The 22,244-nt window shown below is 69.3% G+C and carries 24 protein-coding genes; 13 read left to right on the plus strand and 11 right to left on the minus strand.

Features of this window, described 5'->3' with window-relative positions; translation table 11 throughout:
- The first annotated feature begins 15 nt into the window (after positions 1 to 15).
- Entirely contained in the window at positions 16 to 648 is a 633-nt protein-coding gene (locus ASC55_RS07775) for a GntR family transcriptional regulator (RefSeq protein ID WP_017829223.1), read from the plus strand.
- Between the two features lie 4 nt (positions 649 to 652).
- Here ASC55_RS07775 and ASC55_RS07780 read toward each other — a convergent pair whose 3' ends face one another.
- The 5 genes from ASC55_RS07780 to ASC55_RS07800 form a co-directional block, all read right to left on the minus strand.
- A complete protein-coding gene (locus ASC55_RS07780) occupies positions 653 to 1,660 on the minus strand; it encodes an alpha/beta hydrolase (protein ID WP_055865612.1) in 1,008 nt (335 codons plus the stop codon).
- A gap of 71 nt (positions 1,661 to 1,731) precedes the next feature.
- Positions 1,732 to 3,105 (minus strand): FAD-dependent oxidoreductase, encoded by a 1,374-nt coding sequence (locus tag ASC55_RS07785; protein ID WP_055865615.1) that lies wholly within the window; start codon positions 3,103 to 3,105, stop codon positions 1,732 to 1,734.
- Between the two features lie 64 nt (positions 3,106 to 3,169).
- Positions 3,170 to 4,231 carry a polyprenyl synthetase family protein gene (locus ASC55_RS07790; RefSeq protein WP_055874171.1) on the minus strand — a complete coding sequence of 354 codons (1,062 nt, stop codon included), beginning with the start codon at positions 4,229 to 4,231 and terminating at the stop codon, positions 3,170 to 3,172.
- A gap of 46 nt (positions 4,232 to 4,277) precedes the next feature.
- Complete coding sequence (locus ASC55_RS07795) at positions 4,278 to 4,997, minus strand: class I SAM-dependent methyltransferase (protein WP_055865619.1); 720 nt, start codon at positions 4,995 to 4,997, stop codon at positions 4,278 to 4,280.
- Positions 4,994 to 5,557: a hypothetical protein gene (locus ASC55_RS07800; protein ID WP_017829228.1), complete on the minus strand. Its 564-nt coding sequence runs from the start codon at positions 5,555 to 5,557 to the stop codon at positions 4,994 to 4,996. Before ASC55_RS07800 ends, ASC55_RS07795 begins: the two co-directional genes overlap by 4 nt.
- 56 nt (positions 5,558 to 5,613) lie before the next feature.
- Between ASC55_RS07800 and ASC55_RS07805 the strand changes: the two genes are divergently transcribed.
- Complete coding sequence (locus ASC55_RS07805; protein WP_055874175.1) at positions 5,614 to 6,867, plus strand: isochorismate synthase; 1,254 nt, start codon at positions 5,614 to 5,616, stop codon at positions 6,865 to 6,867.
- 16 nt (positions 6,868 to 6,883) lie between these two features.
- On the opposite strand, the gene ASC55_RS07810 is transcribed toward ASC55_RS07805, so the two are convergent.
- The 3 genes from ASC55_RS07810 to ASC55_RS07820 are packed head-to-tail and all read right to left on the minus strand — an operon-like array spanning position 6,884 to position 9,757.
- Positions 6,884 to 7,726: a PPK2 family polyphosphate kinase gene (locus ASC55_RS07810; protein ID WP_055865630.1), complete on the minus strand. Its 843-nt coding sequence runs from the start codon at positions 7,724 to 7,726 to the stop codon at positions 6,884 to 6,886.
- A 16-nt stretch (positions 7,727 to 7,742) separates the two neighbouring features.
- Positions 7,743 to 9,392, minus strand: a complete 1,650-nt coding sequence (gene menD, locus ASC55_RS07815; protein WP_055876008.1) for a 2-succinyl-5-enolpyruvyl-6-hydroxy-3-cyclohexene-1-carboxylic-acid synthase — start codon at positions 9,390 to 9,392, stop codon at positions 7,743 to 7,745.
- Positions 9,393 to 9,406: 14 nt separating this feature from the next.
- On the minus strand, positions 9,407 to 9,757 hold the full coding sequence (locus ASC55_RS07820; RefSeq protein WP_017829232.1) for a PLD nuclease N-terminal domain-containing protein: 351 nt from the start codon (positions 9,755 to 9,757) through the stop codon (positions 9,407 to 9,409).
- A 75-nt stretch (positions 9,758 to 9,832) separates the two neighbouring features.
- Here ASC55_RS07820 and ASC55_RS07825 point away from each other — a divergent pair, with 75 nt between their 5' ends.
- The 6 genes from ASC55_RS07825 to ASC55_RS07850 all read left to right on the plus strand — a co-directional run bounded on the left by ASC55_RS07825 (position 9,833) and on the right by ASC55_RS07850 (position 14,864).
- The gene (locus tag ASC55_RS07825; RefSeq protein WP_235563145.1) at positions 9,833 to 10,261 is read left to right on the plus strand and encodes a hypothetical protein; all 429 of its coding nucleotides are present in this window, start codon (positions 9,833 to 9,835) and stop codon (positions 10,259 to 10,261) included.
- Positions 10,262 to 10,330: 69 nt separating this feature from the next.
- The gene (locus ASC55_RS07830) at positions 10,331 to 10,984 is read left to right on the plus strand and encodes a DsbA family protein (RefSeq protein ID WP_055865633.1); all 654 of its coding nucleotides are present in this window, start codon (positions 10,331 to 10,333) and stop codon (positions 10,982 to 10,984) included.
- A 90-nt stretch (positions 10,985 to 11,074) separates the two neighbouring features.
- Positions 11,075 to 11,887 carry a tyrosine-protein phosphatase gene (locus tag ASC55_RS07835; RefSeq protein WP_055874178.1) on the plus strand — a complete coding sequence of 271 codons (813 nt, stop codon included), beginning with the start codon at positions 11,075 to 11,077 and terminating at the stop codon, positions 11,885 to 11,887.
- 45 nt (positions 11,888 to 11,932) lie between these two features.
- Positions 11,933 to 14,008, plus strand: coding sequence for a bifunctional lysylphosphatidylglycerol flippase/synthetase MprF (locus ASC55_RS07840; RefSeq protein WP_055865640.1), 2,076 nt, complete (start codon positions 11,933 to 11,935; stop codon positions 14,006 to 14,008).
- Positions 14,009 to 14,067: 59 nt separating this feature from the next.
- Positions 14,068 to 14,319: a hypothetical protein gene (locus ASC55_RS07845; protein ID WP_055874181.1), complete on the plus strand. Its 252-nt coding sequence runs from the start codon at positions 14,068 to 14,070 to the stop codon at positions 14,317 to 14,319.
- Complete coding sequence (locus ASC55_RS07850; RefSeq protein ID WP_055874184.1) at positions 14,316 to 14,864, plus strand: hypothetical protein; 549 nt, start codon at positions 14,316 to 14,318, stop codon at positions 14,862 to 14,864. Before ASC55_RS07845 ends, ASC55_RS07850 begins: the two co-directional genes overlap by 4 nt.
- Positions 14,865 to 14,957: 93 nt before the next feature.
- Here ASC55_RS07850 and tet(42) read toward each other — a convergent pair whose 3' ends face one another.
- A complete protein-coding gene (gene tet(42), locus ASC55_RS07855; RefSeq protein ID WP_235563147.1) occupies positions 14,958 to 16,244 on the minus strand; it encodes a tetracycline efflux MFS transporter Tet(42) in 1,287 nt (428 codons plus the stop codon).
- A 67-nt stretch (positions 16,245 to 16,311) separates the two neighbouring features.
- Between tet(42) and ASC55_RS07860 the strand changes: the two genes are divergently transcribed.
- Positions 16,312 to 16,917 (plus strand): TetR/AcrR family transcriptional regulator, encoded by a 606-nt coding sequence (locus tag ASC55_RS07860; protein ID WP_017829240.1) that lies wholly within the window; start codon positions 16,312 to 16,314, stop codon positions 16,915 to 16,917.
- Positions 16,918 to 16,932: 15 nt separating this feature from the next.
- Here ASC55_RS07860 and arfB read toward each other — a convergent pair whose 3' ends face one another.
- Both arfB and ASC55_RS07870 read right to left on the minus strand, forming a co-directional pair.
- Complete coding sequence (gene arfB, locus ASC55_RS07865) at positions 16,933 to 17,373, minus strand: alternative ribosome rescue aminoacyl-tRNA hydrolase ArfB (protein WP_017829241.1); 441 nt, start codon at positions 17,371 to 17,373, stop codon at positions 16,933 to 16,935.
- A 45-nt stretch (positions 17,374 to 17,418) separates the two neighbouring features.
- Positions 17,419 to 17,838: a DUF4279 domain-containing protein gene (locus tag ASC55_RS07870; protein ID WP_082524265.1), complete on the minus strand. Its 420-nt coding sequence runs from the start codon at positions 17,836 to 17,838 to the stop codon at positions 17,419 to 17,421.
- A gap of 118 nt (positions 17,839 to 17,956) precedes the next feature.
- Between ASC55_RS07870 and ASC55_RS07875 the strand changes: the two genes are divergently transcribed.
- From ASC55_RS07875 to ASC55_RS07890, 4 genes are all read left to right on the plus strand, one after another.
- Complete coding sequence (locus ASC55_RS07875; protein ID WP_055865657.1) at positions 17,957 to 18,799, plus strand: helix-turn-helix transcriptional regulator; 843 nt, start codon at positions 17,957 to 17,959, stop codon at positions 18,797 to 18,799.
- A 193-nt stretch (positions 18,800 to 18,992) separates the two neighbouring features.
- A complete protein-coding gene (locus tag ASC55_RS07880; RefSeq protein WP_055874194.1) occupies positions 18,993 to 20,054 on the plus strand; it encodes an iron-siderophore ABC transporter substrate-binding protein in 1,062 nt (353 codons plus the stop codon).
- Positions 20,051 to 21,136, plus strand: coding sequence for a FecCD family ABC transporter permease (locus ASC55_RS07885; protein WP_082524266.1), 1,086 nt, complete (start codon positions 20,051 to 20,053; stop codon positions 21,134 to 21,136). The genes ASC55_RS07880 and ASC55_RS07885 overlap by 4 nt, the downstream gene beginning before the upstream one ends.
- Complete coding sequence (locus ASC55_RS07890; RefSeq protein WP_082524267.1) at positions 21,133 to 22,236, plus strand: FecCD family ABC transporter permease; 1,104 nt, start codon at positions 21,133 to 21,135, stop codon at positions 22,234 to 22,236. The genes ASC55_RS07885 and ASC55_RS07890 overlap by 4 nt, the downstream gene beginning before the upstream one ends.
- Positions 22,237 to 22,244: the final 8 nt, after the last annotated feature.

A 22,244-nucleotide genomic window follows, 5' to 3' on the forward strand; every position in this document is an offset into this window, starting at 1 on the left:
ACTGGGGGCGGATCCATGGGGAATATCGGATCGACGAACGTCGGCGAGAGCAAGCAGCTCTTGGCCGAAGAGGTCTTCCACCACATCGGCAGGCAGATCATCGACGGCACGCTGGCCGCGGGTGAGCGCATCCGCGATGTCGATGTCGCGGAAGAACTGCACGTGTCACGGACACCGGTGCGCGAGGCGCTCCAGCGGTTGGAACGGCTGGGAATGGTCACGATGTACCCGAGCCGGTACACGGAGGTCACGGCGGTGACGCCGGAGACCATCGCCCAATCGCTCGTGTTCGCCGGCTACCAGGCGGGAATCGCCGCGCGACTGGCGGTGCCGCAGATCACGGCCGCGCAGCGCGAGCATGTGCTCGCGCTGGTCAACGCCATGCGCGCAGCTCTGGAAGACGGTGCCGGCACCTCGAACGCCCGATGGGCGGTGTTCTCCTACCTCGGCGAGCACAGCGGCAACGCGCAGCATCGCACGCTGATCGACGACGCGAGCATGGTCCTGTTCCGCAACCTCCGCGACTGGGTGGTCCCGCCCTCCGATCGCGCACGGATGGCGCAGATCTACGTCGACTTCGGCGACGCCGTGCGCAGCGGCGACGGCGACGGCGCCGAGCGCCTCGTCAGGGAGATGTACTACCTGTGAGAGCTCACTGCGCTGCTCGCCATCCGGTCACCCATCGGTCCAACCGCCGGTAGGCGTCTTCGCGCGCCTCGTGCCGGGAGAGGAAGACGTCGTGCAGCGCGCCGTCGATGCGCTCCACGGTGACGCTGGGACCGAGCCGGAGCGCTGCACGGGCGATGTCGTCGACCACGAGCACCGAGTCGGCAGACGTGAGGTCGTCCGACCACCGGGTCGGCGGCACGAATCGTGCTGACAGCAGCACGCATACGGGCGCCGTGATCGACAGCCCCGACGCCACCGCCTTGTGGCCGGAGAGGATGGCGTGCAGCCAGCCCGCGTACACCGCCATGGTCTGCGCGGGCCGCCATACCGGGTTCACATCCATCGGATCGTCCGGGTCGGCGACCTCCTGCTGCGCGCGGGTGTAGAAGCCGAGGTCGACCTGCGGCGCGGCCTCCATCGGTCGCAGCCTCGCCTGCAACTCGACCATCGGCGCGATCGCCGCGCGGGCCGGCGCGAACTGGAACTCCAGCCACGGGCTGTTGAGGATCACCGCGTCGGCGGAGCCCGGATGGCGGGAGGCCCACAGACTCAGCGTCAGGCCCCCGGTGGAGTGCCCGAGCAGGAGGAGTCGACGGGCGGACTCGGCGCCCCCCTCCCCGCGGCCCATCGCCTCCAGCGCAGCTCCGATGTCCTCGTCGTAGATGGCGAGGTCGGCGACGTAGCCGGGAGTCTGGCCGTCGCGCAGGCTGCGACCGTACTTGCGCAGGTCGAGAGCGAAGAAGCGGGCGCCACGCGAAGTCCAGAACCGGGCCAGCCGCTTCTGGAAGAAGTAGTCGGACCAGCCGTGCACGTACAGCACATCGACCCCGTCGAGAAGCGGTCGGCGGCCGCTCGCCCGCGCCCACAGGCTCGGCCTCCTCGGCAGCGCGCGCACGAGGGTCGCAACGACAGGCCCCTGGTCATCCGTGCCGAGATCGAGCGTCAGCTGCTCGAACTCGTCACCGAGAACATCCGGGATCCACTCGGTCATGCGTTCCTCCCCCGTCGTCGCCAGGCTAGCCGAGCGCGCGACCGGGTGCGGGAGGCCCGACCGTGACGGCTCTACTCGCCGCGTGAGACCCGGACCATCTCGTCACGCGGGACGACCTTGACCCTGGCGCGCTCCGCCGGAGCACCGAGGGCGATCTCGTGCTCGTCGAGCCGGTGCCACCCGTCCAGGTCGGTCCAGCGCACGCCGCGCTCCTGAAGGAGCTCGACGATGGACTCCTCCGAGGGGTCCTCCGGGTGCCACCACGCGCTCTGGTCGTTGATGATGTGACGCACGGTCTCCATCGCGTCGGACTTGGTGTGCCCGATCAGCCCCACGGGGCCGCGCTTGATCCATCCGGTCGCGTAGATGCCGGGCACGCGTTCGTTCGAGTCCTTGGCGAGCACCTGACCCTCACGGTTCGGGATGACACCGTGCTTCTTGTCGAAGGGAACCCCGGGAAGCGGCGAGCCGAAGTAGCCGATGGCACGGTACAGCGCCTGGAGGGGCACCTCGCGCAGCTCTCCCGTGCCGACCGCGCCACCCTGGCCGTCGGGCCGGGTGCGCTCGTACACGAGGGCCGCGACGCGACCGTTGTCGTCCTTGCGGACCTCGACCGGCTTCGCCCAGAAGTGCAGGTGCAGGCGTCGCGACGCCGTGCCTCCGGCGTTGTTGACCGAATCGCGCTTGCGCCAGGACTGCAGGATGCGGTCGATGACCATCACCTGCTTGTTGCTGGCGACGGCGTCCTTCGCGGCGTCGTCGTAGTCGAAGTCCTCGTCGTAGACGACCATGTCGACATCGCGCAGTTCGCCGAGCTCGCGCAGCTCGAGCGGCGTGAACTTGACCTGCGCCGGTCCGCGACGCCCGAAGACGTGCACGTCGGTGACCTGGCTGGCCTTGAGGCCTTCGTAGACGTTGGCCGGCACCTCGGTGACGAGCAGGTCCTCCGCGTGCTTGGCCAGCATGCGGGCGACATCGAGGGCGACGTTGCCGTTGCCGAGCACGCCGACCGAGGCGGCATCCAGCGGCCATTCACGCGGAACATCGGGGTGGCCGTCGAACCAGCTGACGTAGTCCGCAGCGCCGTACGAGGCGACCGCATCGATGCCGGGGATGTCCAGCGACGTGTCGCGGATGGCCCCGGTCGCGAAGATCACCGCGTTGTAGTGCTTCTTGAGGTCGTCGAGAGTGATGTCCTCGCCGAAGCGGACGTTGCCGAACAGGCGGATGTCACCACGGTCGAGCACGTCGCGGAGGGCGTTGACGATGCCCTTGATGCGCGGGTGGTCGGGCGCGACGCCGTAGCGCACCAGCCCGTACGGTGCGGGGAGCTGCTCGAAGAGGTCGATCGAGACGTCGAACTTGCGCTCCGCCTTCAGCAGGATGTCCGCCGCATAGATGCCGGCGGGGCCCGCACCGACGATGGCCAGTCTGAGCTTGGTCATGGGAGGTCCTTTCGTATGCCGTCGCAGAGCCGGCGCGCAACCCTGACGGGCCGCCCGCACAGAGTCAGCTGGAGCGTTCGGCGAGGGTCTCAGCGAATCGGGTCAGCGCCTCGCGCACAGTGCCGCGAGGGAGCAGCTGGAGAGCGTCGACGGCATCCCGGGTCCACGCATGCGCGAGCTCGAGGGTCTTCTGCGTCACCGGGTGGTCGCGCAGCGCGTCCAGCGGCCCGTCGAGGATGGCGGGGTCGGCACCGTCGGCGATGAGGGCCACGCCCTCGTCGATGCGGGCTGCGAGGTCGATGGCGTCCGCGTCTCTCTCGGCCTTGAGCAGCAGGTAAGGCATGGTCGGAACGCCCGCACGCAGGTCGGTCCCCGGCACCTTGCCCGTCTCCTCCGGCTTCGCCGAGAGGTCGATCACGTCGTCGAGAAGCTGGAACGCGACGCCGATCTTCTCGCCGTACACGCGTACCGGCTCTTCGTACTCCGAGGGGGCGTTGGAGAAGATCACGCCGCCCTGCGTGGCCGCGGCGATCAGGGAACCCGTCTTGTCGGCGAGCACCTGGATGTAGAACTCGATGGGGTCGTCGCCCTCTTGCGGGCCCAGGGTCTCGTGCATCTGACCGAGCACGAGTCGCTCGAAGGTGTCGGCCTGGAGCCGGATGGCGCGTTCGCCCAGCCGGGACATCAGCTGGCTGGCGCGGGAGAACAGGATGTCGCCCGTGAGGATCGCGATGTTGTTGCCCCACACGGCGTGGGCGGCGGGTACTCCGCGGCGGCGGTCGGCTCCGTCCATGACGTCGTCGTGGTACAGCGAGCCGAGGTGCGTGATCTCGAGCGCCTTGGCCACGTCGATGACCTCGGGGGTGTTGCCGTCGCCGAGCTGTGCGGCGAGGAGCGTGAGCACCGGACGGATGCGCTTGCCGCCGGCCTCGTACAGGTAGCGGCTGGCGGCGTCGGCCAGTGGATCGGCGACGCGGACGTCGTCTGCCAGTCCGGTCTCGACGAGCTCCAGCCCGTCTTCGATGGCGCGCGCGACACGTCGGGCGGCAGGACCGATGAAGACGCGATCGCTGAAGCCGAGACGGCTCGCCAGTCGCGAACCCGGGGCGATGGGGCTCGAAGTCACGTTCCCAGCCTACCTTCGTCGGATGTCACGGTTTCGCCCGGAAGGTTCACTCCGGCTTGCGCGCTCTGTGCAGGGCCACGATGCCGAAGGTGAGGTTGCGATAGGCGACCTCGGCCCAGCCCGCCTCGCGGATCCAGGCGGAGAGTCGCTTCTGGTCAGGCCATTGAATGATCGACTCGTTCAGATAGTCGTAGGCGTCGCCGTTGGTGCCGGCGACGCGAGCCACCCGCGGCAGCACCTGGGCGTTGTAGAAGCGGTACGCCCCGCGGAAGAGCTTGCCCGGCGGGGTCGAGAACTCGTTGATGACGAGCCTGCCCCCCGGCTTGGTCACGCGGTAGAGCTCGCTCAGGGCCTTCTTCGGGTCGTTGACGTTGCGCAGCGCGTACGACATGGTGACCGCGTCGAACGTCGCGTCGGGGAACGGCAGATCGGTGGCATCGGCCTGCACGAACGACAGGTTGCGCATCGCGCCATGTCGACGCTCGCCCTCCGCGAGCATGCCCGGGGAGAAGTCGGCCGCGACCACCTCGGCCCCGCTGCGTGCGAGGGAGGCCGACGATGACGCCGTGCCCGCGCCGAGGTCGAGGATCCGCTCCCCCGGCTTCGGAGCGACCGCCCGGGTGGTCGCCGCGCGCCACAGGACGTCGTTGCCGAACGTCATCGCCGTGTTGGTGCGGTCATACCCTGCGGCGACCTGGTCGAACATGCCGCTGACGCGGGCGGGGTCCTTGCCGAGATCGGCGCGGTTCTTCTCGTTCGAGGTCACGAGTTCAGTCTAGGCGCGAGGCCCAGGGCTTCGAGGCGGTCGAGCCAGGGATCGGCGGTGGCGTCGTCGAACGGAGCGATCTGCGCGCGCACCCGCTCCTCGAGGTCGAGCGCGAGTCCCTCGAGGTGCGCCATGACGTCGGCCGGGTAGCCGTAGCGCGCACTGTGCTCGGCCCACTCGTCGCGATCGTCGACCCAGGTCCCTCGTGCACCCTCGACGCGCACCACATCGAGGTCCATGTCGATCCCGGTCGCCAGCAGCGGATCATCGGACCAATGGATGTCCCACCCCAGGTCGATGTAGATGCGCATCCCCCGGCGATGGCGGCGGTTGACGGTCAGCGCGTGGTCACCGCTCGGGGGAACCAGGGTGACGTTCGGACCCCCGGCATGGAACTCGGCGCCGGGGCGCACGCTGTGCCATCCGACGGGCTGCCCTATCCAGTCGCCCCACTCGTCGGCGCCGAGGTAGACGCACTCGTGCCGCCAGTGCGGTGATCCATCCCACTTGCGCCATTGGAAGACCATCTCCGTGCCGGGTGCGGGGCGTGCATCGCTCATCCGCTCACCCTACGACCACGAGAATCCACGCTCCCTGAGCGGCATAGGCTGGACGCGTGCACACCACCCACCTGGTCGTGGAGACCACAGAGATCGAGCCGGTCGAAGACCTCCTGGCCTATGCGGACCCTTCCCGCCCGCTCGCGTGGCTACGCCGCGGAGACGGGATCGTCGCCGTCGGCGAGACCCTGGCGGAGCTGCGGCCTCCCGCGGGCGGCGATCAGTCGCGCACCGAGAAGCTCGCGACCCTGTGGCGGGACATGGCAGCGCAGGCCGAGATCTCCGACCCGGTGGGACTCCCCGGCACCGGGCTCGTGGCCTTCGGCGCCTTCACGTTCGACGAGGACTCGGCAGCGGACAGCGTGCTCATGCTGCCGACGCAGGTTCTGGGACGACACGGGGACCGGTTCTGGCGCACGACGATCCGCGTCGCCGATGCCCCGGGGAACGCTGATGAACTCGCGACGCAGCCCTACGGCCCGCACTGGGCCGGCACCGTCGGCCCCGGAGCGCAGAGCCCGCAGGGCTACCAGGACTCGGTGCGCCGCGCCCTGGCCCGCATCGCCGACGGAGAGCTCAGCAAGGTCGTGCTCGCCCGCGACCTGACAGGCAGCATCCCGGCGGGGTCCGACCTGCGCCGACTGGTGCGTGCCCTCTCCAGCGGCTACCCCGACACCTGGGCGTTCGCGGTGGACGGGCTGATCGGCGCGAGTCCGGAGACCCTCGTCACCGTGCACGAGGGAACCGTGACCGCGCGGGTGCTGGCCGGCACGATCGGCCGCGGCGCCGACGCGGATGCCGACACCGCCGCTTCCGCACACCTCGCCTCCAGCACCAAGGACCTCGACGAGCATCAGTACGCCGTGCAGAGCGTGCTCGCCTCGCTGCGGGCCCACACGCGGGCGCTGGCCGCGAGCGAACAGCCCTTCCTGTTGAAGCTGCCGAATCTGTTCCACCTGGCGACCGACGTCGAAGGTGAACTGGGCGACGGTGAGTCGGCGCTCGACCTGGTGCGGGTGCTCCACCCCACCGCCGCCGTCGCCGGCACACCGACCCCCGCGGCCATCGCCGCGATCCGCGAGCTCGAGCCGTTCGACCGGGGTCGCTACGCGGGACCTGTGGGCTGGGTGGATGCCGCGGGCAACGGTGAGTGGGCGATCGCCCTGCGCTGCGCCCAGTTCACCGTGCGCCAGGACGAGATCGGGGTCACGGCCTACGCGGGCGCCGGGATCGTCGCCGGATCCGATCCAGAGAGCGAACTGCTCGAGACGCGCGTGAAGTTCCGCCCCCTGGTCGACGCCCTGGCCTGACCGCAGAGACCGACGCTCAGCTGGCGGCCAAGCGTTTCTTCTCGGACTCGACGTCGAAGTCGGCGCGCGGCCACTCGGGGTCGATGTCCTCCAGCGCCGCGAGCAGCAGCTCCTGCACGGCCAGTCGCGCGTACCACTTGGCGTTCGCCGGAATCACGTGCCACGGAGCCACCGCGGTCGAGGTGCGATCGAACACGGTCTGGTAGGCCTGCATGTACTGCGGCCACACCAACCGCTCATCCACATCGCCCGGGTTGTACTTCCAGTGCTTGTCCGGACGGTCGAGGCGTTCCATCAGCCGCGTCTTCTGCTCTTCGGGCGAGATGTGCAGCATGACCTTGACGATGCGCGTACCGGATGCCGCGACGCGGGCCTCGAACTCGTTGATCGCGTCGTAGCGGCGCTCGATCTCCGCGGGCGGGGCGAGCTCGCGAACCCGTCCGATCAGCACGTCCTCGTAGTGGGAGCGGTCGAAGACGCCGATGAACCCGGGATCGGGCAGACGCTTCTCGATGCGCCAGAGGAAGTCGTGCTCGCGCTCCTCGGCCGTCGGCGCCTTGAACGCGGCGAGCGCGACACCCTGCGGGTCGACACCCCCGACCACGTGCCGCACGATCCCGCCCTTGCCGGCGGAGTCCATGGCCTGAAGCACCAGGAGCACCGCATCCTTGGCCACTCCGGCACGGCTCTCGGCGAACAGCCGCTCCTGCAGCACGTTCAGGTCTGCCAGGCGGGCGGCGAGGTCGGCGACCCCGCGAGCCTTGCCCTGGTCGTATCCGGGCTTGGCGTCCGGGTCGAGATCGGCGAGGCGGAATCCCTCGTCGACTCGCAGCGTCTGCGTCCAGGTGTGCGCGTCCATACGCACATCCTGCCAGTCAACGCTCCAGCGGCACCTCAATGATCTGACGTCCGCCGCGGGGCGAGGTCAGCGCCTGATCGAGTGCGGTGCGGGTGGTGACCCGCTGATACTCCCAGCCGTATGCGAGGGCGAGGTGCTCGAAGCGGACGGTGTGCGGCGTGTAGAAGGCGCGGTCGAGGTCGCCGGGGCGGGCGGAAGACGCCACCTCGAGGGAGTCGAAGATCGTCCCCCCGCCGTCGTTGCCGACGATGAGCTGCAGTCGGGGCTCTGTCTCGTCGGGCGGCAGCAACAGGGCGCCGACGTCGTGCAGGAACGCGAGGTCGCCCAGCAGCACCCTGGTGACCCCGGGCGCACCGGCGGCCTGACTGGCGATGGCGATGCCGGTCGCGGTGGCGATCGTGCCGTCGATGCCGGCGAGGCCGCGGTTCGCGTGGACGGGGACCTTCTTGCCGCCCAGCACCTGATCGGCGACCCGGACGAGCCGGGAGGAGCCGAACACCAGACGGTCGTGCGGCCAGGTGGCGCGCCACACCGCGTCGGCGAGCAGTTCACGGTCGAGCGGACGGCGGACCGCGTCGAGCTCGGCCTTCACCGCCTCCCTGCGCGCCGCGAAGTCGGTGGAGGCCAGCGCCTCGGGATCGGGGGCGTGCTCGCTCAGATCGACGATCTCCGCGGCGGACGCCCGCATCCACTCGCCGAGCCAGGTGCGGTCGACGGCGCCGGGGGCGACGATGACGGCGTCGACCCCGCGCGTGCGGTGGTTGAGGTTGAGCTCCTCGCCGCCGCGGTGCACCGCCACCACATCCACGTCGTGACGGGAGAGGAGCGACGCGACCTCGCGGCTGAGCGTCGGGTGCCCGAGCACGACGACCCGTTCGATGCGTCCGCCGAGATCCTCCCGGGCCAGCAGGCGACGGTAGCCGTGCACGACCTGCCGCCCGAACCGCGCACCGCTCACGATCTCGGCGATCAGCGGCCAGCCCCCGGAGTGCGCGATCTCTTCGGCATCAGGACCGGCGTCGGCGCCCGCGATCACGACGGTGCGCGGCCCGCGGTCGAGCACGAAGGGTTCGTCGCGCAGCGCCTCGGGCGCCTCGCCCCTGAGGACGACGATGGAGGGCAGATCGCCCGAGAGGGGCTCTCTCGACGGAAGATTCAGATGCACGGGTCCGGCGATGCCACGGAGGCCGCTCTCGACCTCGCGAGCACCCATCGCGGCGGCCACGGCCTGTTCGGCGAGCCCGGTCCACTCGCCGTCACCCGGCACCGGAGCATCGAGCTCGTCGCGCACCCACGGGTGGAACAGAGCGTTCTGGATCGTCGCCTGGTTGGCGCCGACCCCGCGCAGCTCGGGCGGACGGTCGGCGGTGAGCAGCAGCATCGGCACCCCGGAGTGGAACGCCTCCATCACCGCGGGAAGGAGGTTGGCGACGGCCGTCCCCGAGGTGCACACCACCGCGGCCGGCACGCGGGTCTCGCGAGCGATGCCGAGTGCGGTGAAACCGGCGACACGCTCATCGATGCGCACGTGCACGCGCACGTGTCCGTCGTCGGCGGCGCGCACCGCGGCGAGCGCGAGGGCCTGCGAACGCGAGCCCGGAGACACCACGATGTCGCGCACGCCCTGGGCGACGAGGTCGGCGATCAGGGACGCCGCAGCATCCATCGCCGGCGATGAGGTCACGGGCGCTGGTCCGTGGCGGGAGGCTCGTCGGTCTCCTCGTCCAGACGGGCGAGCTCCTCTTCGAGACGGCGGATGCGCGCATCCTGCTCGGTCTTGCTGATGCTGCGGAGGAACGCGGGGTCGTCATCCGGTGCGATCACCGGACGGACACCGGGATCGTTCGCGCGCCGGCGGCCGATCACGAACCAGAGGATGCCGCCGATCACGGGGAGGATCACCACGATCGCGAGCCAGACGGGCTTGGACACACCACGGTGCCGCGTCGCCGGCTGCACTGCGCAGTCGACGATGCTGAACACCCAGAACACGGCGGCGAGGAAGCCGCCGACGATCAGTAGTCTCGCCACCCTTCCAGTGTAGGCGTGTCGAGGGTGCCACGGCCCCGGAGACGGCAGAGGCTCCGTTGCTAGACTGCGCGGGAAATGCTGCCCCCCTCGCCGGATCTGATGCCGCGAGCGCGGGCCGAGCGGATGCTGGTCGCCCGGGTGATCATCGCCGTCGGCCTCGCGCTCCTGCTCGTCGTGGGCGCGTGGTCGACCTCTCGTGGCTCCGCCGATGTGCACGCGACGCTGTGCCTCGCCTCCGGTGTCTCGGAATCGCAGGGGGCCGCGCCCGTCGCAGACGGCCAGGAGGCGACGACGACGATCGATGTGCTCTCGTCGAGCGTGGGGATCTGCGTGCTCGCTGTCCTCGGCGGGGTCGCGCTGGTCCTGGTGTTCCGGCGGCTCATCGCCCACAGAACCCGACCGCTCGGCACCCGGGGCCTCGGCACGTCGTCGCCCCGCCGCGCCGGTCCGCTCGTCATCGTCCCGGCTCTCACCCTCACCCAGCTCTCGATCTCCCGTACCTGACACCGACGCGCACATCGAGCCGCCCACGGCGGCATCCTTCCCTCGTCGTACCCCTGTGTCTGGAGACCCATGAAGAACTCTGTCAAAGCGACCCTGATCGCCATCGCCGTCGCCATCGTCCTGCTGATCGCCGGTGTCGTGTTCGCGATCAGCCAGCAACAACCCACCGCACCGGCCGAAGGCGGGGAGCCGAAGCCGACCGTCCGCACCGATTCCCATGTGCTCGACGACGGGGGCGAGGGCGCCGTCACCGTCGTCGAGTTCCTCGACTTCGAGTGCGAGGCGTGCGCGGCGTTCTACCCCGTCGTCGAAGATCTCCGAGAGAAGTACGACGGCGAGATCACCTACGTCGTGCGCTACTTCCCCCTGCCCGGTCACATCAACTCCACCCAGGCGGCCCTGGCCGCGGAGGCCGCCGGTCAGCAGGATCGCTTCGAGGACATGTACCACCGCCTGTTCGAGACCCAGGCGCAGTGGGGCGAGCAGTCCGAGGAGACGCCCGAGGTGTTCCGCGGGTTCGCCGAGGAGCTCGGCCTCGACATGGCCGCGTACGACGCGGCGATCGCGGATGCGGCCACCGCGGAGCGCGTGCAGTCCGACAAGGCCGATGGCGAGAAGCTCGGGGTGGACAGCACGCCGAGCTTCTTCGTGGATGGTGTGAAGGTCGAGCTGCAGGAGTGGGACGACGTCGAGGAGGCCATCGAGAAGGCCGTGAACGGCTGACCCGGCGGGCGGGATCGCGCCGCTTCCGTGTCGAAGCCGCGCGGTCCCGCCGCACCGATATTCTGGCCGCATACCCAGGAGAGGGCCAGAATGACCATCGATATCTCGACCGCTTTGCAGACGACCCACAACGCTCGTGAACTCGCCGGGTTCCCGACCTCCGGAGGCGGTCGGCTCGCATCGGGCCTCCTCTTCCGGTCGGATGCCCTCGCTTCGCTCACCGACGAGGGGCTGCAGGCGCTCGCCGACCTCCGCATCGGCACCGTGATCGATCTGCGCACCGATGGCGAGCGGGCCCGTGCCGCAGATCGTCTGCCCGATGACGGCAGCGTGACGCTGCTGGCTCTGCCCATGCAGGGCGGCGCGATGGACGAGATGGTCAAGAAGCTGCTTCCCGCGGCCGGCAGCGCCGGACTCTCGGTGACCCAGGTCGCCGAGGTGCTGAAGCGGGTGCCCACCCTGGAGGAGCTGTACATCTCGATCCTGGAGGCGAGTGCAGCGCAGTTCGCGACCATCGCCCGCACGGTGCTGGAGTCGTCCCGCACCACTCGGCCCGGCGTGCTGTTCCACTGCACCGCGGGCAAGGACCGCACCGGTCTCGCCGCCGCGATCCTGCTGCTCGTCGCCGAGGTGCCTCGAGAGGCGATCGTCGCGGATTACACGCTGACCGAGAAGAACCTCGCGCGCGGGTTCGCCGAAGCGCTCACGGGGCTGATCACCTCGCTCGGAGTTCCGCTCACCCCGGCGCTGACGACCCTGGCGACCAAGTCTCCGGCGTCGGCCATCGAGGCGGCGATGGACTGGATCATCGCGAACCACGGCGATGTCGCGGGGTATCTGCGAAGCGGCGGCATGGCCGCTGAGGAGATCGCCGATCTCCGCCGGGTTCTCCGCGGCGAGTAGGAGCGGCCTCCGCGGAGACGGGGCCTCCCTCGCTACGCTGAGCGCATGACTGAGGAGCACTCCCCCTCTCCGCGTCCGTGGATCGCCGTCGTCCGGCGGATCCCGGCGACCCTCACGATGGTGCTGCTCATCCTCGTGGTGGGGATCATCTGGGGTGGACTCTGGTCGCCCTTCGAAGACACGGCGCTGTTCAAGACCGTCGCCTACGGACTGCCGAACCTCGTCGACGGCAAGTGGTGGACGCCCGTCACCGGCACGTTCTTCGTGAATCAGCCCTGGGTGTACGTGTTCACGATCGCCGGCTTCTGGGGAATGGCCTACCTGGAGTACCGTCGCGGATCGCGCGTGGCGGTGGCCTACTACGCGATCGGTCAGCTGTTCGCGATCTTCGCCACGGCACTGCTGCTGTACCTGCTCTCGCAGTTCCCTTGGGCCTGGGCGACCGAGCAGGCGCAGGCGCTCGACGTGGGAGCGTCCGGCGGCACCATGGCGTGCATCGCCGCGGCGGTCGGCCTCTTCCGCCCGCCGTGGAGGGTGCGCGGCTGGCTCATCCTGCTCGGCTTCGTGTTCATCGCGATGCTCTTCTGGGGCAAGGTCGCCGACCTCGAGCACCTGCTCGCCGTGCTGCTGATCCTCGTCGTGGACCGCACGCTGCGGGTTCGGCACACCACCGTGCGCGAGCAGCGGCTGATCGCGGTCGTGGCGATGCTGGTGCTCGGCGCGGTCGAGATCATCACCACGCTCCTGCCGACGGACGGCCCGTTCGGCCCGACGGAACCCGTCTCCGGCGGATTCATCAGCCTCGCGATCGACCTGGTCGTGATCCTCGTGCTCGTGAACGGCCTGCGCCGGGGCCGACGCTTCGCGTGGGTGCTCGCCCTCCTGCTCGGGATCTTCAACGTCGTGATCGCCGCCCTCGTGCTCACCCTGATCACCGTGTTCAGCCAAGCTCAGCTCGACGTGCGCTGGGATGGAGAGACCGAGCTCGAGCTGGCCAACGGCTTCCTCTGGCTGATCATGCTCGTGTACCTCGTCTGGGTGCGCCGTGCCTTCCGGGCCAAGCGCCGTGCGAAGCTCGGCATCCAGCCCGCGCCCACCGTGGACGACGTGAAGCACGAGCTGCGCACGCACGGCGGCGGAACGCTCTCGTGGATGACGACGTGGGACGGCAACAACTACGCCAGGGTGAACGGCGGCATCGTGGCCTACCAGCGCCGCAACGGTGTGGCACTGGCACTGGCGGATCCGATCGGCCCCTCGGAGGCGCGCGCCGAGGCCGTCACCGACTTCATCCACGCGGCCGAGCTGGCCGGTCTCGTCCCCTGCTTCTTCAGCGCGGACGAAGCCACCCGCGCCGCCGTGCCCCCGAGCTGGCGGAGCATCGTCGTGGCCGACGACACGATCGTCGACCTGCCGGGATTGGAGTTCACGGGCAAGCGCTGGAACTCGGTGCGCACATCGCTCAACAAGGCCGGCCGGGAGGACATGACCTTCCGGATGACGCAGCTCAAGGCGGAGCCCTGGGGTGTGCAGCAGCAGCTGCGTGCGATCTCGGAGGCCTGGGTCGGCGACAAGGATCTGCCGGAGATGCGCTTCACCCTCGGCACGCTCGATGAGGCCGAGGACCCGGAGGTGCGGCTCGCCCTGGCCCTCGCACCCAACGGCGACGTCGACGGGTTCCTCTCCTGGCTGCCCGTGTACGGCGACGAGGGTGCCGTGCGCGGCTGGACCCTCGACCTCATGCGTCGCAGGGAGGGCGGCTTCGGACCCGTGATGGAGTACCTGATCGGATCCTCGGCACGGCAGTTCGCCGACGAGGGTGCGCAGATCATGTCGCTCTCGGGAGCCCCACTCGCCCATGACTATCCGCCGGATGCCGGGATGATCGCCGCCCTGAGCGACCGGCTGGCCGATGCCCTGGAACCGGTGTACGGCTTCGGGTCGCTGCATCGGTTCAAGCAGAAGTTCCACCCCCGCTACGAGACCATGTATCTCCTCTTCCGCGACGAGAGCGACCTCACCCGCATCGGTGGAGCACTCACGAGGGCGTTCCTGCCGGATGCGACGCTGCGCCAGTTCGCGGGTGCCGGGCTCGAACTCGTGCGGGGCGGGAAGGACTGAGCGACACCGCTTGTCAACAAGTGGTTGACAATCATCCATGTCAACCATAGATTGACACCATGACGACGACACCTCAGCCCGCCTCGCGACCGGAGCGAATCGCCACCGCGATCGGGATCGCGCTCCTCGCCACGGGAGCGGCGACGCTCCTGCTGTCCATCGGCTTCGACCTCCGCGGGTTCGGCGGAGGGTTCGTGCAGGGCGTCGGCATCGGCGCGATGCTCGTCGGGACCTACCTCTGGGGGTTCGGGAACGGCACCCGGCGTGCCCGACGCCGGCAATGGCTCCCGAGCCGCGGAACCGTGGAGTGAGCGCGCTCAGCGACGCGATCGGTCACGCTGTTCTCGCAGAAGCCGGGGTCGCCGACAAGACGTCTCTCACGACGGAAGACCACATCGCCCTGATCGCGGCGAGCGCCCGAACCGAAGACGAGGTGCGCGGCATTCTGCGGCGCGCCGTGCTCTCCGCACGAGCCGCAGGGGCGAGCTGGGCGACGATCGGCGCCGAGCTCGGCATGTCCCGTCAAGCGGCGCAGCAGCGATTCGGCCACCTCGCCGAGGCACAGGACGACGACGACAGCGAGCGCTGGCTCGGTCCGGTGAGCGTCTTCGACGAGATGGGTGAGCTGGAACTCGCCGGGCGCGAAGGCTGGCACACCGTCGGAGCAGGAGCATCCGCACACCGTATGGTCCGCAGCGACACCCGGTGGGAGCATCGTCGAAGCGTCTGGCGCCCTCTTCGGGCAGCGGAGCGCTCGGAGGGGTGGGAGCTCGGATGCTCGGCGTTCCCCTGGGTGTACTTCGTGCGCGACACCGGCATCCCGGTCTCCGAGACCCCGGGGCCCACAGCGGACTGATCCCCCACGGACAGGGACCCCTGCTCGACGGCAGCGCCTCGTCCCCGCACGCCGGAGGGGGCCGCTGCTTCCTGCGGCCCCCCGTTCCGATCCTCAAACGACGGTCTCGGCGACCTCGGTCGAAATGCCATGCACGACAGGGCCCTCCGGGCGCTTCGCAGAGTTCGCGATGTGCGCACGACTGACCACGATCACGGCCACGATCATGAGCGCGACCCCGAGCCAGTACGGGGCGGCATGGCTGACCAGCGCATAGAGCGCGCCGGCGATGAGCGGGGCGGCCGTACCCATCGCCGCGTTCAGCGACTGGGTCGCGCCTCCGAGCCAACCCTGCTCGTCATCGCCGACGGCGTTCGACATCGCACCGTCCATCGCGGCCTGCGACGCGCCCTGGCCGGCAGCCAGCATGAGAGCGCCGACGATGAAGACCCACGGCTGGGCGAAGATCGAGGCGACGATGGCGAGGGCCGCGAGTCCGAACATCTGCGCCACGATGCCGCTCACGATCACACCTCGCTCGCCGATGCGCGGAAGCAGGATGCCCAGCAGCACGCCCTGTATGAGGATGTCGACGACGCCCACGGCCGCGGTCAGGAGTCCGATCTGCGTCGGCCCCCACTGGATCGAGTCGAGCGCCAGGACGCTGAAGTTGTTCACGAAGAACCCGAACGGCAGGGCGATCAGACCGAAGCCGATCATCAGTCCGCGCAGCTCCTTGCGGCCGAACGCCTCCTTGAAGACGGCGAAGGGCTGCACGTCGCGCAGCTTGATCGTGGCGATGCGGTTCCCTGGCTTCAGGCTCTCCGGGAGCAGGAAGATGCTGAGGATCGCGATCGTGAGGGCGACGGCGGCAGTGAGGAAGACCGGGAGCTGGATGCTCACGGCGGCGAGCAGTCCGCCGATGGCCGGCCCGATCATCGTGCCGATGCCGGAGAGCGCACCGAGGAGGCCGAAGCGCTTCGCGCGCTGCTCCGGCGGGGTGATGTCGGCCAGGTAGGCGAAGAGGGCAGGGAGATCGCCCGCAGTCAGGCCCTGGATGACACGGGCGAGGACGAGGACCCAGATCGCGCCGCCGAAGCCGAACAGCGCCATCGAGAATGCGGCGCCGAACGCGGCGACGATGATGACCGGTCGCCGCCCGAAGCGGTCGGACAGCCTGCCGAGGAAGGGAGCGGCCAGGAAGGCGCAGAGTCCGTTGACCGCTTCGAGCACACCCACCCAGATGGCGAGGTCGCTCTCGTGCGAGACGTATTGCAGGACGACGAAAGGGAGAACGGGGAGGACGACCGTCATGCCGATGACGGTCAGCATCGTGAGCACGATGAGCATGATCCACGCGCGGTTCTGGTCCCGCCGCGTAAGGGAGATAGGTGAAGTCATACCGAAAGTGTATCGATACCACTTTTGGTGTCAAGCCAGTTTCGGAGTCGATCGGTAGGCTGGCTCCATGACGAACCCAGAGCCCCTCGGACGTCGCGAGCGCAAGAAGGCCGCGACCCGCAAGGCGATCTCCGACGTCGCGACGATGATGTTCCTCGAGCGCGGCTTCGACAACGTCAGCATCCGCGAGGTCGCCGATGCCGCCGATGTCTCCCCCACGACGGTGTTCGCGCATTTCCCGCAGAAGGAGGCCCTCGTCTTCGACGAGGATGACGAGCAGCGCGACCGTCTGGTCTCGGCCGTGCGCGACCGGCCCGACGGACGCACGATCAACCGCGCGATCCACGACTTCTTCGCCGCCGAGATCAGGGCGAACGTCGACGAGCACGGCGATGACGTCACCCGTGTCTTCATGCGCTTCCTCAACGAGACACCTGCCCTGCGCGACTACGCCGCGAAGATGTGGCTGCGACACGAGGATGCCCTCGCCGCCGCCATCGCCGAAGAGCTGGGCCTCACGGAGCCCATCGCCGAGATCCGCGTCTACGCCCGTTTCGTGTTGCAGATGCAGCTGCTCATCAACGACAGCACGGACCCGCTCGAAACCGTGGACGCGGGGTTCCGAGTTCTCGAGAGCGGTTGGGCCCCCGTCGAGGAACGCCTCGCCGGGTGATTCGCCGGCGCCGGGTCAGTCGTCGCGAGGGCGTCGTCGCAGACTCTTGACATCGGTGCGTCGCTGCTTGGCCTTCAGTCGGCGCTCCTTCGACCCCCGACTCGGCTTCGTCGGCCGTCGCGGTGGTGCCGGCGGGCGCAGCGCTTCAGCGACGAGGGTGACGAGCCGCTCCCGCGCCGCATCCCTGTTGCGCAGCTGCGCGCGGTGCTCGGATGCGGCGATCGTCAGCACTCCATCGACCAGGCGACCGCTCAGTCGGTCGAGCAGCCTCTCGCGCTGATGCGGCGAGAGCACCGCGGAGTTCGCCGCATCCCAGACGAGTTCCGCGCGGGAATCCGCGGTGTTCACGCCCTGCCCCCCAGGCCCGGAAGACCGCGAGAAACGCCACGACAGCTCGGCCTCGGGGATCGTGAGACCCGACGAGACCCGCAGACCGGGACGATGGGCGGAAGGCATGTGTCCATCATCGGTCCTCACGGGGCCATCCCCGACCTCGCTTCCTCAGTCGTCGGACTCGTCGCCTTCGGCGAGGTACACGGTTGCGTAGACATCAACGCCCAGCTCCCCGATCTGCGCGGCCACCTCGAACGGCAGCATGAAGCCGCCCTGGGAGGAATCGGAGCTGGCGGACCACCAGATGCGCGCCTCGCAGTCTTCCGGGAGGTCGGCGACACGCCCTGCTGCGGCGGTACAGCGGTCAAGGAGCTCGCGCAACGGCCGCGTTCCCGTCTGATCGATCTCGGTGTTGTCGAGAGCACCCACATCGAAGGACCACCCATGATGCGTGCGGACCCGACCCGACCTGAGCATCTCCCCTTTGCGCCACACCTCGCTCGGATCGAGGCCCAACAGCTGTGTGACGACATCCGGATCGGTGGTCTCCGACAGCACGGTGAACGTCGCCCTACCCCACTGGATCATGGGATGCGCATAGACGCGAGCCGGCACGCGAGGAACGCCGATGAGATGCAGCCGACGGATAGCATGGCGAGGCGGCGCTCACTCCCCGACGGTGCCTGCCGCCTCACGCGGAGCACGAATGAACTCATATCGGCAGGACGACTGGGCGGCGAGCCCCACGTATCCGTCGACCGTGAACGAGCCGTACCTGATGGGCACCGGCGTGGTCACCGCCGACGACACCGGCACCCGCCCGCTCTCTCCGCCGCACAGCCACGCCGATCCGATGCTGGCCTGGTGCTACCGCGGCTCGGTGTGGGTGCATCTGCAGGATGCGCGGTGGCGACTCGCCCCCGGACAGGGCGTGTGGATCCCCGCGCGCACCCCGCACACGGCCCATCACGAACCCGACTCCATCGGCTGCTACACCTACATTCCCGACTCGTCGCTGATCGCCCCGATCGATGACATCACCCGGGTGCTGGTACCGCGCGCCGTGCAGGAGATGCTCCTCCATCTCGGCATCAACGACATGCCCACCGACCTGCGTGTGCGCATCCAGTCGGTGCTCATCGAGATGCTGCAGCAGCCGCTGCCCGAGGCCGCCAGCGACTGGGGCGAGGTGCCGATGCCTGCGGATGAGCGGGTCGTCCCGCTGGTTCAGGCCGTGCTCGCCGACCCCGGTGACCCCCGCAGCGCGATCGAGCTCTTCCTCGCGCACGGGCTCCACGAGCGCACGGTGCTGCGCATCTTCCAGCACGACGTGGGCATGAGCTTCGGGCGATGGCGCACCGGCGTACGCATGACCCTCGGCGCGCGACTGATCGTCGACGGCACCCCGATCGGTGCGGCCGCGCACCGCTGCGGGTACGCCACGACGAGCGCCTTCTCCGCGGCGTTCAAGGAGCGCTTCGGCCTCACTCCCCGGCAGCACGTGGCGCGCGTGCAGGCCGACGCGGCGCACCAGCTCTACTGGCGGTGACCCCGCAGCGGTCCTGATCGCGACCGTGCGTGGGCGACTGCGAACCCTCTTTGTCGGTTCAGCGACATAAGTCGTCGATCCCACGACACTGGGCGCCGCATCCGCGTCCTAGCATCGATGTGTTAGGGCATGCTTACCTAACTTCTCGCCGCGTCGACGCGGCAACCCCCTCCCCCCTTCCCGAAGGAGAACCATGTCGCACGCTTCTGCGCGCCCGAAGATCCGCCGAGGCTCGGCCCTCGTCGCCGCGGCCGTCGCCGCCGCCCTCACCCTCGCCGGATGCTCGTCCGCCCCGGAAGAATCCCGCACCGACTCCGCCGCAACGGACGGCGTCGTCATCGAGCACGGCCACGGGAAGACCGTGATCCCCGAGAAGCCGCAGCGCATCGTCACTCTCGGGTGGATGTCGGCGGACATCGTCGCCGCACTCGGCACCAACCCCGTCGGCATGGAAGAGGTCTGGGGCGCGGGCGAGAGCGGCTACCAGCCCTGGTTCGAGGACTACGTCACCGAGGAGTACGGCGAGACCCCCGAGATCATCCCGTTCCTCGAAGACGGCCCCAACTACGAGGCGATCAAGGAGCTCAAGCCCGACCTGATCCTGAGCCTCTACTCGGGAGTCTCCGACATCGAGTACGAGCGCCTCACCGAGATCGCCCCGACCGTCCCCTACATCGAGGGCCCCTGGAACCCGGGCACGTGGGAGGACATGACCCGCACGGTCGGCAAGGCGCTGTCGGAGGAGGACAAGGCCGACGAGCTGATCGCCGAGACCGAGGAGCAGATCACCACCCTCGCCGGCGCGCACCCCGAGTTCGAGGACAAGACGTTCGTGTGGGGTCTGACCCTGAACGAGGGCGGCACCGATCTGGGCGTCTACCTCGAGTACGACCCCCGCGTGCGCATCACCGAAGCACTCGGCTTCACCTCGACCTCGGCGATGGACAGCTTCCTCAAGACCGCCGAGGGCGACAACTGGTACACCGGCGTGAGCCTCGAGAACCTCTACGACGTGGAGGCCGACCTGTTCGCCGCCTGGGGCGGCAGCGCCGACGAAGGGGCCTACACGGTCGAGAACAAGGTGATGTCGCGCTGGAACCCGATCGCCAACGGCTCCTACGTGATCTACGGCGACGCCGCCGAGGCCTCGGCCATCAGCGCGCCCACCGTGCTCTCGCTGAAGTACGTCCTGCCGAAGTACGTCGACGACCTCGCCGCCGCGCTGCAGGGTGAACCGACCATCACCGGCAAGTGACCCCCGAGATGTCCCTGGCGACGCACGACGGCACGGACGTCTCGAACACGGGTGCGGGGAGTCGCACGGACGACTCCCCGCACCGCAACGGGACGCTCGTGACGGGACTGGTCATCTCCGTGGCGGTGCTGGTCATCGCCGCCATCGCCTCGCTCGCGGTCGGCAGCCGTGCGATCGACCCTGCCACCGTGCTGCAGTCCCTCTTCTCGTACGACGACGAGAACCCGCTTCATCTGATGATCCTGGAGCTGCGTGTGCCCCGCACGCTGCTCGGCATCGTCGTGGGTGCTGCTCTCGCCGTGTGCGGTGGCCTGATCCAGGCGTTCACCCGCAACCCGCTAGCCGACCCCGGCATCCTCGGGGTCAACGCCGGTGCATCGTTCGCCGTCACCTTCGCGGTCGGCGTGCTCGGGTTCACCACCCCCGGCGCCTACGTGCCCTTCGCCCTCGGCGGAGCCTTCGTCCTCACCGTCCTCGTCTACATTCTCGGCTCGTTCGGCGCTTCGGGCGCGACCCCCATGAAGCTCACTCTCGCCGGCGTCGCCCTCGGCGCGGCCTTCACCGGATTCACCACCGCGATCGTGCTCCGCGACCACAGCACCCTGCAGGTCATGCGCTTCTGGGGTGTCGGCTCGATCGGCGGACGCACCCTCGACCAGCTCACCTGGGCCGTGCCCCTGATCGTCGCCGGCCTGCTGATCGGACTGCTGTGCGCGCGCTCCCTGAACGCCCTGGCCCTCGGCGACGACCTGGCGCAGGCCCTCGGCGCCCGTGTGCGGGTGACGCGCATCCTCGTCATCATCGCCGTCACCCTGCTGGCCGGAACCAGCGTCGCCGCCGCCGGCCCCATCGCCTTCGTCGGGCTCATGATCCCGCACATCGTGCGCTGGTTCACCGGTCCCGATCAGCGCTGGGTGCTCGCCTACTCCATGATCATCGGCCCCGCCTTCCTGCTGTTCGCCGACATCCTCGGGCGCATCGTGCTCCCCAACGGCGAGATGCGCGTCGGCATCGTCACCGCCCTTCTCGGAGCCCCGATCCTGATCGTGCTCGTGCGCCGCAAGCGGGTGAGCGGGCTGTGAGCATCGACCAGAAGCCGGTCAACGCGCCGAGCTCGCTGACCCCGGCAGCCGTGTTCCCTCCCGTGGATCACGGGCGACGCCTGTTCCGGATCGAGACCTCGCGCATCGCCATGCTCATCCCCGTGCGCGCGGTCGTCGTCAGCGTCGTGCTCGTCGTCGTGATCATCGGAGCAGGTCTCGCCTCCATGACGCTCGGCGCCTACGAGGTCGACTTCGCCGCCGTCATCCGGGCGATCGTCGACCCGGCATCCGATCCCGACATCCGCCAGGTGGTGTTCGAGTGGCGCCTGCCGCGTGTGCTGTTCGCCGTGCTGTGCGGCGCGGCCCTCGCCCTCGCCGGTGGGATCTTCCAATCGCTCACACGCAATCCGCTCGGCTCCCCCGACATCATCGGCTTCGGCATCGGCGCGCAGTTCGGCGTGACGCTCGTGATGATCGTCTTCGAGCTGAACACCTACATGTTCAAGGCGGCGGGTGCGCTGATCGGCGGCCTGTTCACCGCGCTGCTGGTCTACGTGCTCGCCAACAAGAACACGATGTCGTCGTTCCGGCTCATCATCGTCGGCATCGGCGTCTCGGCCGGACTCGGATCTCTCACCTCGTGGATCCTGATCTCGGTCAGCGTCGAGAAGGCGATGATGGCGGCGACCTGGGGTGCGGGTTCGATCGCCTCGCTCGGCTTCGATCAGCTCATCCCGGCGGCGATCGTGTTCGCGATCGTGACCCTGCTATCCCTCCCCCTCGCCCGCACGCTGCCGGTGCTCGAGATGGGCGACGATGCGGCGACCGCCCTCGGGATCAGTCCCGGTCGCACCCGCCTCGCGGCGATGGTGTTCGGGGTGGCCCTGGTGGCGCTCGTGACCGCCGCCGCCGGACCCATCTCGTTCATCGCCCTCGCGGCCCCGCAGATCTCGCAGCGCCTCACCCGCTCGAACACCCCGATGGGCACGGTGCCGGTGATGCTGACCGGCGCCGCTCTCGTGGTGGTGTCGGATGCGGTCGCCCAGCTCGTCGCCGTGCCCGTGGGCGTGGTGACGGTCTCGGTGGGCGGCCTCTACCTCGCCTGGCTGCTCGCCGCCCAGTACGCGCGCCGCACCTGAAAGGAACA

The organism is Microbacterium sp. Root322 (assembly GCF_001425645.1).
Taxonomy (GTDB): Bacteria; Actinomycetota; Actinomycetes; order Actinomycetales; family Microbacteriaceae; genus Microbacterium; species Microbacterium maritypicum.

Bases quoted from the DNA above. Each gene is read 5' to 3' on its own strand.
- ASC55_RS07775 (WP_017829223.1), top strand. From the start codon at position 16: ATGGGGAATATCGGATCGACGAACGTCGGCGAGAGCAAGCAGCTCTTG.
- ASC55_RS07780 (WP_055865612.1), bottom strand. From the start codon at position 1,660: ATGACCGAGTGGATCCCGGATGTTCTCGGTGACGAGTTCGAGCAGCTG.
- ASC55_RS07785 (WP_055865615.1), bottom strand. From the start codon at position 3,105: ATGACCAAGCTCAGACTGGCCATCGTCGGTGCGGGCCCCGCCGGCATC.
- ASC55_RS07800 (WP_017829228.1), bottom strand. From the start codon at position 5,557: ATGAGCGATGCACGCCCCGCACCCGGCACGGAGATGGTCTTCCAATGG.
- ASC55_RS07810 (WP_055865630.1), bottom strand. From the start codon at position 7,726: ATGGACGCGCACACCTGGACGCAGACGCTGCGAGTCGACGAGGGATTC.
- menD (WP_055876008.1), bottom strand. From the start codon at position 9,392: ATGGATGCTGCGGCGTCCCTGATCGCCGACCTCGTCGCCCAGGGCGTG.
- ASC55_RS07825 (WP_235563145.1), top strand. From the start codon at position 9,833: ATGCTGCCCCCCTCGCCGGATCTGATGCCGCGAGCGCGGGCCGAGCGG.
- ASC55_RS07830 (WP_055865633.1), top strand. From the start codon at position 10,331: ATGAAGAACTCTGTCAAAGCGACCCTGATCGCCATCGCCGTCGCCATC.
- ASC55_RS07835 (WP_055874178.1), top strand. From the start codon at position 11,075: ATGACCATCGATATCTCGACCGCTTTGCAGACGACCCACAACGCTCGT.
- ASC55_RS07840 (WP_055865640.1), top strand. From the start codon at position 11,933: ATGACTGAGGAGCACTCCCCCTCTCCGCGTCCGTGGATCGCCGTCGTC.
- ASC55_RS07845 (WP_055874181.1), top strand. From the start codon at position 14,068: ATGACGACGACACCTCAGCCCGCCTCGCGACCGGAGCGAATCGCCACC.
- ASC55_RS07860 (WP_017829240.1), top strand. From the start codon at position 16,312: ATGACGAACCCAGAGCCCCTCGGACGTCGCGAGCGCAAGAAGGCCGCG.
- arfB (WP_017829241.1), bottom strand. From the start codon at position 17,373: ATGCCTTCCGCCCATCGTCCCGGTCTGCGGGTCTCGTCGGGTCTCACG.
- ASC55_RS07870 (WP_082524265.1), bottom strand. From the start codon at position 17,838: ATGATCCAGTGGGGTAGGGCGACGTTCACCGTGCTGTCGGAGACCACC.
- ASC55_RS07875 (WP_055865657.1), top strand. From the start codon at position 17,957: ATGAACTCATATCGGCAGGACGACTGGGCGGCGAGCCCCACGTATCCG.
- ASC55_RS07880 (WP_055874194.1), top strand. From the start codon at position 18,993: ATGTCGCACGCTTCTGCGCGCCCGAAGATCCGCCGAGGCTCGGCCCTC.